Source organism: Streptomyces sp. NBC_00203 (genome assembly GCF_045206325.1).
Taxonomy (GTDB): Bacteria; Actinomycetota; Actinomycetes; order Streptomycetales; family Streptomycetaceae; genus Streptomyces; species Streptomyces lutosisoli.
The window spans coordinates 10,564,038-10,575,599 of the sequence record NZ_CP108126.1; the positions used below are offsets into that span (position 1 = coordinate 10,564,038).

General features: G+C 70.3%; 6 protein-coding genes. 1 reads left to right on the top strand and 5 read right to left on the bottom strand.

Going from position 1 to position 11,562, the window contains the following annotated elements:
* Positions 1–55: 55 nt before the first annotated feature.
* The 3 genes from OG975_RS46915 to OG975_RS46925 all read right to left on the bottom strand — a co-directional run bounded on the left by OG975_RS46915 (position 56) and on the right by OG975_RS46925 (position 5,682).
* Positions 56–2,191 (bottom strand): alpha-galactosidase, encoded by a 2,136-nt coding sequence (locus OG975_RS46915; RefSeq protein ID WP_406335932.1) that lies wholly within the window; start codon positions 2,189–2,191, stop codon positions 56–58.
* A 36-nt stretch (positions 2,192–2,227) separates the two neighbouring features.
* Entirely contained in the window at positions 2,228–4,213 is a 1,986-nt protein-coding gene (locus OG975_RS46920) for a beta-galactosidase (RefSeq protein WP_406335933.1), read from the bottom strand.
* Positions 4,214–4,575: 362 nt separating this feature from the next.
* The gene (locus tag OG975_RS46925) at positions 4,576–5,682 is read right to left on the bottom strand and encodes a ricin-type beta-trefoil lectin domain protein (protein WP_406335934.1); all 1,107 of its coding nucleotides are present in this window, start codon (positions 5,680–5,682) and stop codon (positions 4,576–4,578) included.
* A 676-nt stretch (positions 5,683–6,358) separates the two neighbouring features.
* Here OG975_RS46925 and trpC point away from each other — a divergent pair.
* Positions 6,359–7,144 (top strand): indole-3-glycerol phosphate synthase TrpC, encoded by a 786-nt coding sequence (gene trpC / locus OG975_RS46930; RefSeq protein WP_406335935.1) that lies wholly within the window; start codon positions 6,359–6,361, stop codon positions 7,142–7,144.
* Positions 7,145–7,268: 124 nt separating this feature from the next.
* Here the strand turns inward: trpC and OG975_RS46935 are convergent, their stop codons facing one another.
* Both OG975_RS46935 and OG975_RS46940 read right to left on the bottom strand, forming a co-directional pair.
* Positions 7,269–9,734, bottom strand: coding sequence for a SpoIIE family protein phosphatase (locus OG975_RS46935; RefSeq protein ID WP_406335936.1), 2,466 nt, complete (start codon positions 9,732–9,734; stop codon positions 7,269–7,271).
* A 226-nt stretch (positions 9,735–9,960) separates the two neighbouring features.
* Positions 9,961–11,514 carry an RICIN domain-containing protein gene (locus tag OG975_RS46940; protein WP_406336760.1) on the bottom strand — a complete coding sequence of 518 codons (1,554 nt, stop codon included), beginning with the start codon at positions 11,512–11,514 and terminating at the stop codon, positions 9,961–9,963.
* Positions 11,515–11,562 lie beyond the last annotated feature (48 nt).

Sequence of the window (11,562 nt, forward strand, 5' to 3'; positions counted from 1 at the left end):
GGTCCTCTCGTCGATGCGTGATGCGTGATGCGGGCGTGGGGTGGGGTGGGGTGGTTCAGGGAGCGCCGGGGTCCGTGGCGGTGATGCGGAGCAGGACGGCGGACGGCGCGGTGGGCAGGGTCAGGCTCAGCTCGGCCGTGTCGGGCGTCCAGGCGGAAACGGCCCGACTGGCCCAGGGGTAGAGCAGGTCGACACGGACAGCGGTGCCCCGCAGGTGGGGCAGGTGCAGCGTCGCTGTGGTGTCGGTTCCGGGGCGGCGCCAGGCGGTGAGGTAGGTGGTGGCCGGGGTGCGCAGGGCCAGGGCGATCCAGGGGGCGTCCCAGCCAGGAAGGCCCAGGGGCCAGGACGGTACGGCCCCCGGCAGGTCGGCGCGGATGGCCTTGTACGCGGCTATCGCCTCGTGGACCAGGGCGCGGGCCTCCGGCTCGAGTTCGGGAAGGCGGCCGGAGAGATGGATCCGGCCGAGGAGCGCGTTGGCCATCGTGAAGGCCACCTCGTCGAGGGAGTCCTCCGGCTGGGGGTACGCCCAGACGGCACCCTGTTCGGGGGTGACGGCGGTGGGCGCGGAGGCCGCGATGGGCGCGTAGAGGTGGAGGTTCTGCTGATCGCTGGTGGACTGCAACTGCATCCGGGACAACAGGGCGTCGTCCCAACGCATGCCGCCGGAGGAGCAGTTCTCCAGCACCAGGTGCGGGTAGCGGTCCAGGACGCCGTCGAGCCAGTCGAGGTGGGCGCGGTTGTGGCCGAGCAGTCCGGCGCCCGGGGTCTCGCCGGGGTGGGCGCTGGTGCCGGAGCCGGGGTCGATGTTGTGGTCGAGCTTGAGGTAGCCGACGCCCCACGCGCCGACCAGGCGGTCCACGACCTGGTCCAGGTGGGCACGGGCGGCCGGGTGGCGCAGGTCCAGGTGGTGCCGGCCGGCCTCCGTGACGCGGATGCCGTCGCGGCGGAAGAACGCCTCGTCGGGCAGGGACTTGGCCATGGGGCTGCGGACGCCGATCACCTCCGGCTCCAGCCACAGGCCGGGGACCATGCCGCGCTCCCGGATGCGGTCAAGGACCTCGTGGATCCCGCGCGCCCCGGGGAACCGGGAGGCGGCGGCCTCCCAGGCGCCGACGCTGTCCCACCAGCCGCCGTTCTCGCCGTCGTACCAGCCGGCGTCGATGACGAAGTACTCCGCGCCCGCGTCGGCTGCCGCGTCGATGTGCGGCAGCAGCTTCTCGGTCGTGGGGTCGCCCATCAGGCAGTTCATGTAGTCGTTGAAGATGACGGGCAGGCGCTGGTGGTCGGCGTGCGGGCGGCGCTGGGCGCGGCGGTAGCGGGTCAGTGCGGCGAACGCCTCGTCGGGGCCGCCGTCGTCGCTGAAGGACAGGGCGGCGGGTACGGTGCGGAAGACGGTGCCGGGTTCAAGGGAGTGCCGCCAGCCGTGGTGGGTGTCGGTGGGGCCGAACAGCGCCGCGTAGGCCGCGCTGTCCCGCTCTTCGCATTCCCAGCGCCAGCCCCCGCCGTTGTGCTCGATCTGCCACACCCAGGTGCGGCCGGTACTCCGGTCCGTCAGGCCGCCCATGGGGAGGCGTCCGCAACTGGACCAGGTGCCCTGTCCGTTCAGGGCGAAGCCCCCTCTGCCGTGCCCGTAGTTCACGCGTCCGCTGAGGGACGGTGTGGTCAGGCGCATCGGCTGTCGCTGCCAGCGGCATTCGGCGAGCCAGTCGTTCTCCGCCCACAGCAGGTCCACGGTGTCGATGGCCGCCGGGTCCTGCGGGGTGAGGCAGCCCACCGTGAGCGAGCTGACCGACTCCAGGTGCAGCGTGGTCTGCCCTTCGTTGCGCAGGGTCACCTCGCTGCGGAGCACGGGGACGCCGTCAGGCGAGCGGTAGGTCACCTCCGCGACCAGCCCGGTTTCGGGGTCGTGGAGGTGCACGGTCAGCGTGTGCCAGTCGCCGTCGCGGGTCGCGCGGTGGGCCCGGTGGCGCAGACGCCCGCCGAGATCGGTGCCCACGAGGCGGTTGCCCGACCAGCCACGGCCGTGACCCGCGGCCGTCACCTCCACCAGGGGCAGGGACGCACCGGGGATCCTCCGCTCTTCGTCGGGCAGTCCGAGGTGAGTGAGGCGCGGGCTGCCGTCGTCATCGAGGACGATTTCGAGGTGAAGGGCCTCGTGCCCCCAGTGGAAAGGCCCTTGTTTCTTGGTCATGTCGGCTGTTCCTTGGTCATGTCGGCCCTTTCGAGGTCAGTGCCCGCGCAGTACCGCGCAACCGCCGGGCGGCAGTTCGGACACCGAGCCGTCTGTGAGCAGGTCGTGGGCGGGCTCGGGCAACGAGACGGGTTCGGCGCTGTGGTTGATCAGGAAGCGCCAGTTGCGGCCGTCCGGGGTGCGTCGGGTGACGGCCTCGACCTGCGGGGGCAGGCCCGGCATCTCGGGGCCCACTCCGGCCTCGTCGAGCAGCCGGGCGACCAGGCCGCCGTAGTCGGCGTCGTCGAGGTGGGTGGAGAGGTACCAGCCCTGCCCGGTGCTGAAGCGGTGACGGGTCAGCGCCGGGCTGCCGGTGAGCATCCCGTGGGTGTAGGTGGCGAGCGTCTCGGCGCCCTCGGTGCGCAGGGACTCGCTCCAGGCAGTGCCCTGTGTTCCGTCCGACAGGGTGATCCGCTCGCTGCGCCGCAGTGGCCGGTACTCCTCGACGCGGATGCCCAGTGCCTCGCGCAGGGGAGCGGCCGGGTAGCCACCGAGGTGGGCGTGCAGGCGCTCGTCGACGTAGCCGCTCGCGTGCTGGACAAGGAGCGTCCCGCCGTCGGCGACGTATCGGCGCAGCTTCTCGGCCACCGCGTCGGAGAGGAGGAACAGGGCCGGTGCGACGACGAGCGGATAGCGGCCCAACTCGTGTTCGGGGTGGGCGAAGTCGACCGTGACGCCGGCGTCCCACAGTGCGCGGTGGGCGCGGCCGAGTGTCGCGTGGTAGTCGAGCTCCGGGGAGGGCAGGCCGTCCACGCCGAGTGCCCACCAGGCGTCCGGGTCGTGCAGGACGGCCACTGACGCGGAGACCGTCGATCCCGCCAACTCGGCGAGGCGGGCGACGGCCTCCCCGGTCTGTATGACCTCGCGGAAGATCCGGCTGTCGGGTCCGGCGTGCGGCACCATCGCCGAGTGCCAGGTCTCGGCGCCGGCCGGGGACTGCCGCCACTGGAAGAAGAGGGCGCCCTCCGAGCCGCGCGCGATGTGGCCGAGGGAGTGGCGCAGGATGTCACCGGGGTCCTTGGCGAGGGTCCGGCCGCCGTCGTAGACGGTATTGGTGCCCTGCTCCATCAGCAGCCAGGGACGGCCGCCACCCAGGGAGCGGGCGCGATCCGCGTGGAAGGCGACGTCGGCGGCGGCGGCCAGGCCGGGCGCGCTGGGGTACTGGTCGATGGTGACCACGTCGAGTTCCCGGGCGAGGGCCCACACGTCGATGTTCTGGTACGCGGGCAGCATCAGGTTGGTCGTCACCGGCCGGTCGCTGTGCGCGCGGATCGCGTCACGCTGCTCGCGGTAGGCGGCGGTGACCTCGTCGGCCCAGAAGCGGCGGAAGTCCAGCTCCTGGCCGGGGTTCTTGTGCCAGTTCGTCGCACGCGGCGGCAGCACCTGTTCCCAGGAGGTGTAGCGCTGACTCCAGAAGGCCGTTCCCCAGGCCTCGTTGAGGGCGTCGAGCGAGCCGTGGCGGGCGCGCAGCCACACCCGGAAGGCGGCGGCCGTGTGGTCGCAGTAGCACAGGGTGGCGTACTCGTTGTGCACGTGCCACAGCGCGAGGGCGGGGTGGTCGCCGTAGCGTTCGGCCAGCGCGGACGCGATCCGGCGGGCGGCGTTGCGGTACGCGGGCGCGGTGAGGCAGTACGTGTCCCGGCTGCCGTGGACGAGTTGGGTGCCGTCGGGCAGGACCATCAGCGCGTCCGAGTGGGCCAGGGTGAACCAGGGCGGCGGGGAGGCGGTGGGGGTGGCGAGGTCGACGGCCACGCCGTTCGCGTGCAGGCGTTCGATGTGGGCGTCGAGCCAGTCGAAGTCGTAGCGTCCCTCCTCCGGTTCCAGCAGGGCCCACGAGAAGACGCCCACCGTGGCCAGGTTGACCCTGGCCCTGCGCATCAGCTCGTCGTCCTCCTTCCAGACCGGCTCGTCCCACTGCTCGGGGTTGTAGTCCCCGCCGAAGGCCAGGCCGCCCAGGCGGTCGGTGATGCTGCGAGTCGTCATGACGGTTCCTCGGGTACGGAGAGTTGAATCGTGTTCCTGCGGCGACTGTCGAAGCGCTTCAATCCCAGGCGCAAGTTAACGGACATGTTTCGTGCGAAACAAGAGCCGCTACAAGAGGGACTCTTTCTTTTGCTGGTCCATTGGCAGCCCATCAGGGAGAATGCTGGTGTCGAAGCGCTTCGACATTGATGCTTCAGGGACGGCCCCACACTCAGCTTCCGAGGGGTGCGCGACTCCAGGCACGGCGGGCGCCGCGTCCGGCACTGCCCGCCACCGATGTGCTCCCGGGACCGTTCGTCTCCCGGCATCGTTGTCGCCCGGGACCGAAGCCCGCAGAGCGGCTCAGGTCCCGGAAGCGGGGGTCATCCGGCGGGCAGAGTGGTCCACTTCTGGTTGGAGCTGCCCTGGCAGTCCCACAGCACGAGCTGCGTGCCGTCGGCCGTGGAGAAGCCCGGATCGTCGAGGCAGCGGCCGGAGGCGGGGTTGCGGTAACCGCCGTTGTGGGGCTGCCAGACCTGGTTGGAGCCGCCGTGGCAGGCCCAGATCTGCACCTTGGTGCCGTTGGCGGTGCCTCCGCCGGCGGCGTCGAGGCACTTGCCCATCGAGCGCAGGGTGCCGTCGGTGTAGGCGGACCAGAACTGGTTGGCACCCTCGCCGCAAGCCCAGATCTGGACGGCGGTCCCGTCGGCCGTGCCGGCGCCGTTGACATCCAGGCACTTGCCGGCGATGCCGGACTCCATGCGTGCGGCGGCGGGGGCGGGGTTCCTCAGCCACCCGGCGCTGTCCGCGGCCTGGATGCCGCGGTGGAAGGCGTCCGCCATCTTCCGGTAGCCCGAGTCGTTGGGATGCAGGGTGTCGGCCAGGTCGGCCGTGGTCAGGCTGCTCATGTCCACATACGCGACATGCTTGCCCGTGGCCTGGGCCTCGCTCACGATCTGGGGGATGGCCTGGTTGTACGCGGCACGGTACTGCTCCACCGAGCCGCTGGTGGACACGACCAGGGAGGCCACGAGGACGGTCGCGTCGGGGGCGGCGGCGGTGATCTGGTTGACCAGCGACTTCAGCCGGGCGCTGGCAGTGGTGGGCTGGTAGCTGCCGTTGAGGTCGTTGGTGCCGATCTCCAGCGTCACGACGTTGGGCCGGTAGCGGGTCAGCGAGGCGTCGGCGAGGGTGGCGATCTGGTCGATGCGGTATCCGGAGTGGCCTTCGTTGTCGGGGTCGGACATCGAACCGCCCCGCAACGTGCCGACGAAGTCCAGCGGATGGCCGTCCGCCGCAAGCTTGTCCCACAACGGACCCCGGTACCCGTTGCCCGTACTGCTTCCTTCACCCCAGGTGATCGAGTCGCCCAACGGCATGACCCGCAACGGCGTGGTCGAGGCGGCGGCGGCAGGGGTCGCACCAACCGCCGTCACCTCGAGCGCGGCAGTGACGAGAGCGATGAGGGATAGAGTGCAAGACTTTCTCATGCGGGCGTCCTCTCATGACGAGTGAATGCTGATCAACGGGGCTGCATCGCCGTTCGAGTCAGCAACTCGGCCGTCGTGCCGCCCTGTTGACGTCGACGGCCGGCTGATGAAACGTCAGAACGGCGTGGTGGAGAGCCTCTTGTGCTGTGAGTGATGGCAACATCGAGCCATCCGGCGGCGTCCCGTGTGCCCCGGCCCTCCTGTGCGGAGCGGGTTCGACTCTGGCCGACCCCCTCAAGCGCACTCGTACAGATATTACGCAGATCCCTGGCTGGACATCCCATGGATGCCAGAATTCAGGGATCGGCGACACAAGGGTGAGTGCTGCGTGGTTTCGTCCCGTCGCCGCTGTTCCGGCGGCTCCGGCGGTCTGTTCGCCGCTCTCTCCCTCTCCTGCGCTGATCCTTCAACATCCCATGTCTGGTTGCTGGAGTTCGACCCTGCCGATCGCGCCCGGCCCGGGATCGGCTTCCCGCCGAGGTGGCCTGGCCAGGCCGTTGGGCGGCAGACGTCGCCAGGTCCAAGATCACCGCACTTCACCGAGTGCCCACGAGAAGTTCAGTTCCCGCGCTCCGAGGCAGGCCGATACTCTCGCCATGATCGATCCGAACAACCCGCGTTCCGAGACCGACTTGAACGTGGGTGATGGATCAGTCGATTCGACAGGGAGAGGGCAATGACCGTTCTTGACGGGATCCTCGCGGGAGTTCGCGAAGATCTGGAACAGCGCAAGCGTGCGACGCCGTTGGCGGAGCTGCGCTCCCGCGCAGCGGACGCGGCACCCGCGCTTGACCCCCTGCCCGCCTTCCGGGCGCCCGGGGTGTCCATCATCGCCGAGGTGAAGCGCAAGAGCCCCAGCAAGGGCGCGCTGGCGGACATCCCCGATCCCGCGTCCCTCGCGGCCCGGTACGCGGCCGGCGGTGCCGCTGCGATCAGCGTGCTCACCGAGAGCAGGCGTTTCGGCGGCTCCCTCGCCGATCTGGACGCCGTACGCGCCCGGGTCGACGTACCCGTGCTGCGCAAGGATTTCATCGTCGACCCCTATCAGCTGTGGGAAGCCCGCGCCCACGGCGCCGATCTTGCGCTTCTCATGGTCGTGTCGCTCGACGACGGCCGGCTCACGGACTTGATGGGGTTGTGCAAAGAGTTGGGTCTCACGCCGCTCGTGGAGGCGCACACGGTTGACGAAGTGCGGCGCGCTGCCGCCGCAGGAGCTGAGCTCCTCGGCATCAACGCGAGGGACCTGACAACGCTGGACGTGGACCGCACCGTGTTCGCGGACCTCGTGAAGGATGTCCCCGAAGGCGCGGTCCGGGTCGCGGAATCAGGAGTGACGGGCCCGAAGGACGTCGCGGAGTACCGAGGTTGGGGAGCCGACGTGGTACTGGTCGGCGAGGCACTGGTCCGCTCTGGAGACCCGACCACCGCCGTGCGCGAGTTCATCGGGGCCGCCGGGGCGTGATGGCGTACGGCTCGGCCAGTGGCACGCCTGGAAAGTGGCCGAGCCTCTCACCGCCGGACCACAGAGCTTCGTAGATCACCTCGTGTGAGATCCGGGAGCCCGGCGACGACCCCGGGCTCGGATCTCATCGCGGCTCGGGCTCGGGCTCGGTGAGGGTCTGTGCGCACCAGATCGTCTTGCCGCCGGTGGTGTGCCGGGTACCCCACCCCTGGGTGAGCTGGGCGACGAGCAGCAGGCCCCGGCCGCCCTCGTCGAAGGCGCGCGCCCGGCGCAGGTGCGGGGCGGTGTTGCTGGCGTCGGAGACCTCGCAGATCAGGGAGGTGTCGCGAATCAGCCGCAGCCTGATCGGCGGCTCGCCGTATCTGATGGCGTTGGTGACCAGCTCGCTGACGACGAGTTCGGTGACGAATGACGCCTCCTCCAGGCCCCAGGCCTCCAGCTGGTCGACGGCGAACTTCCTGGCGCGCGGCACCTGCGCGGGGTCGGGCTCGACGTCCCAGTCGGCGACATGGTGGGGATCCAGCGCGTGTGTGCGGGCGAGCAGCAGGGCGGCGTCGTCGGTGCGGCGTTCGGGAAGCATCGCGGTCGTCACCGTGTCGCACAGGGCCTCCAGCGAGGCGGCCGAGTGGTTCAGGACCTGCTGCAGTTCGGCGATTCCCTGGTCGACGTCGCGCTCGCGGCTTTGTACCAGTCCATCGGTGTAGAGGGCGAGCAGGCTGCCCTCGGGCAGTTCGAGTTCGGTGGCCTCGAAGGGCAGCCCGCCGATGCCGAGCGGTGGTCCCGGCTGTGCTGGTGCCGGGGTCCTGGTGCCGTCCGGGGAGATGATGAGCGGCAGCGGATGGCCTGCGCTCGCCAGTGTGAAGCGGCGGGAGACCGGGTCGTAGACGGTGTACAGGCAGGTGGCCCCGAACTCGCCGGTCGGCTGGAAGTGGCCGGCGGGCTGGAGGTCGCTGGCGAGGTGGATGACCAGGTCGTCCAGGTGGGTCAGCAGCTCGTCCGGCGGCAGGTCCACGTCGGCGAGCGTGCGGACCGCCGTGCGCAACCGGCCCATGCTGGCCGCGGCGTGCAGGCCGTGACCGACCACATCGCCGACGACCAGGGCGACCCGGGCACCGGAGAGCGGAATGACGTCGAACCAGTCACCACCCACTTCCGCGTCGGTCCCGGCGGGCAGGTAGCGGGATGCCACCTCGACCGCCTCCTGGCTTGGCAGCCGTTGCAGCAGCAGGCTGCGTTGCAGGGTCAGCGCGGTCGTGCGCTCGCGTGAGTACCGGCGGGCGTTGTCGATGGCGACGGCTGCCTTGGCGGTCAGCTCTTCGGCGAGGATCAGGTCGTCGGCGGTGAAGGCCTCGGGCCGGTCGCTGCGGGAGAACGCGACGACGCCGAGCAGCACGCCGCGGGCCCGGAGCGGCACGGTGATCCGGCCGGTCAGCCCCTCCGCGGTGATGGTTTTGTCGATCAACGGATTGCCCGGCGGCCAGTGGGCCGGATCGGCGGCGAGCCCGGGCCCGAAGGCCCATTCGCCGCCGTGGCCGGGTTCGCCCGCGAGCTGAACCGTGGACCTGCCGGTGGCCATGCAGCGGGCGGCGACGGAACCGGGAGCGTGACTGACCGGCACCGGGGGCCCAGCAGCCCGGTCGGTGTCACACTTCGCGCTGTGCTGGGCGGCGCGGCTGAGCGCGATGGCTTCGCCGGAGACGGAGGCGGGGGAAAGAGGCGGTTCCTCTCCGCGTAGTACCTCGTCGAAGAGATCTACGGTGACGAGGTCGACGAACCCCGGCACCGGGGTCCTGGCCAGTTCCTGGGCGGTGCCGATCACGTCGAGCGTCCGGCCGATGCCACGACTGGCCTCGTTGAGCATGAGCAGGCGCTGCCTGGCCCAGTACTCGGCGCTCATGTCGAATCCCCAGTTGGCGACCGCGCGGACCCTGCCCTCGGCATCCCGGACTGGCCAGATGCTGGTGGCCCAGGCGTTGGCGTAGTCGCTGCCGAGCGGGTGGAAGACGGTGATGAGACGTGCGGGTTTGCCTGTCCTCGCCACTTCGGAGAGCTGGTCGGTGTAGGGCTTGTCGTCCCTTTCGGGAAACAGCGAGCGGTCGAATTCGGGAAGCACCTCGCGGTACTTCTTACCGAGCACTTGCTCCTCGGAGTGCGCGATCACCCGGCCCGAGGAGGCGTTGATCCACAGAAACCGCAGATCGGGGTCGTAGACGCCCAGAGCGAAGGGGCACTGTTCGAAGGCCAGATCGGCGATCACCGGGCGGCTTTCCCAGCGCTGGACGGTCACCGCATGGCCCAGCGCCCGGCCGTCGGCGCCGAACAGCGGGTGAGCCGACACCAAGGCGTCCACCGTGGAACCGTCCCGGCAGCGCAGGGCGATGAGCCCCGTGTGGTCGGGGCCGCTGCCGTAGCTCTCAGGGAAGCCGGGTGGCGGGGGAGCGGCCAGCAGGTCGGTCACGGGGCGGCCGACGGCGTCCTCCACCGTCCAGCCCAGCAGCAACTGCCCGCTCTCGCTCCAGCCGCTCACCACGCCGTCCGGGCCCACCACGAGCGCGGCAGTGCGGGCATCCTGCTTGCCGGCCGCGTCCACGCGCTACGCCTCCGTCCTGACAGCTGTGTCCGTCAGGGCTGGATTTCAGCCACGGCTTCCAGCGTAGGTCCGCTTCTGCTCCACGGCGCCCCGGCCGGTGCGTTCCTGACCGCCGGGTGCGGGGCTGAGCGGGGCCGGCGCCTGCGCGCCCCGCTCGACGACCACCGCGGCACGTCCGCCGATGTCCCGTAGCCGGACCTGTGGTGCTCCTGGGTGGTCGGTGCCGTCACCAGCCTGTCGGCAGTCCGGCGATGAACGAGGTGAGCCGGTCGGCGATGAGGCGGTCGTCGTGGGCCGAGTAGTGCCAGTCGCAGCCGAGGAAGTCCAGGCCCGAGTCGTCGAGGGACCAGGAGCGGACCCGGCTGTCGCCGGCGTCGTTGCGGGCCTTGACGACCTGCTGGACGTGTTCGGCGTACGGGCCGGCGCCTACTGCCACGATGGTGGTGGTGGCCCCGTAGCGCGTGCGCAGCTTCTGGAGGAAGTCGCCGTAGGCGCTGCGGTAGGCGGCCGCGAGGCTGTCGGGTGTCCACGGCTCGCCGGGGTTGATGGCGGTCGAGAAGTCGTTGGTGCCCAGGTTGACCACCACGACCTGGGGGCGCCAGGTGCCCGGGTTCTGCCAGACGTCGCCGGACACGTTCAGCAGGGCACGGTCGTAGAAGGTCCGGTACGTGACGTCCGTCCGGCCTCCGTTGTAGTTGCGCACCATGCCGAGGCCCGAGTAGCCGTTGATCTGGTAGTCGGCGTTCAGTTGCCGGGCGGTGAGGGCGCCGTAGCTCACGTCGGTGTTGGTGTTCCGCTTGAGCTGGTCCGAGGTGCAGGTGCGGGAGGTCGAGAGGTTGCCGTAGCCCACCGTGAGGGAGTCGCCGATGAACTCGATCTGGCGGTTGCGGGCGGCCGGTTTGCTCAGTACGGCACCGCCGGGCGCGGCGACGAAGCCTCCGAACGTGCTGGTGTCCCCCGGGGTGTCGTTGCGCTTGACGAGCCGGACGGTGTGCGTGCCGTTCGGCAGGCCGTTGATCCGGTGCGTGGTGTTGCCGGGCGTGACGAGCGTGGCGATGGTGGCTCCGTCGATCTGGACGTCGTAGTCGGCGGCCGAGTCGCCCAGCACGATGCCCACGCCGGTGCCGCTGACCGTGCCCTCGAAGTACACGCCGGGCCAGCTGTACTGCACGGTGTTTCCGGCGTCCTTGACCCGCCCAGCGGTGTGCACCTGTGCCAGTACTCCTGTCGCGCGGACCAGTTGCCATTGCTGGTTGGCTCCGCCCCAGTCGGTGAACTGCACGACTTTGGCGCCGTCCGCGGTGGAGGCGTTGTCGACCTCGACGGCCTTGCCGCTGTTGCGGTTGATCAGCCGGACGTAACCGTCCGAGGAATCGGCCAGCCGGAACTGCTGGTTGGTGCCATTGAGGTCGCTCCACTGCACGATGTCCGCATGGTCGGCGCCGGAGTAATTCAGCACGTCCAGCACCTTGCCGGAGTGCTGCGCCTTCAGCCGGTAATAGCCCCCGCCCGAGTCGACGAACCGGAACTGCTGGTTGGCACTGCCGGTACGCGTCCACTGCGTGAGACCCGCTCCGTCGGCACTGCTCGCCCCGGCCACGTCCAGCGCCTTGCCGCTGCCACGGTTGACCAGCACATACGACACGGTCGTATCCACCGTGGACGCCCGCGCCGTCCCCGCGGCACCAAGTCCCGTCAGGAACGCCGCCAGTAAGGCGGTCACCGCGGTCAGCACCCCCGTACGCCGCCCGCGTCCCCACCACGACGCGCCCAATGTCATATGCATGCCATCTCTTTGCATTCGTGTCCCTTTCGGGTGTGCGCCGCC

Bases quoted from the DNA above. Each gene is read 5' to 3' on its own strand.
- OG975_RS46940 (WP_406336760.1), bottom strand. From the start codon at position 11,514: ATGACATTGGGCGCGTCGTGGTGGGGACGCGGGCGGCGTACGGGGGTG.
- OG975_RS46925 (WP_406335934.1), bottom strand. From the start codon at position 5,682: ATGAGAAAGTCTTGCACTCTATCCCTCATCGCTCTCGTCACTGCCGCG.
- trpC (WP_406335935.1), top strand. From the start codon at position 6,359: ATGACCGTTCTTGACGGGATCCTCGCGGGAGTTCGCGAAGATCTGGAA.
- OG975_RS46920 (WP_406335933.1), bottom strand. From the start codon at position 4,213: ATGACGACTCGCAGCATCACCGACCGCCTGGGCGGCCTGGCCTTCGGC.
- OG975_RS46915 (WP_406335932.1), bottom strand. From the start codon at position 2,191: ATGACCAAGAAACAAGGGCCTTTCCACTGGGGGCACGAGGCCCTTCAC.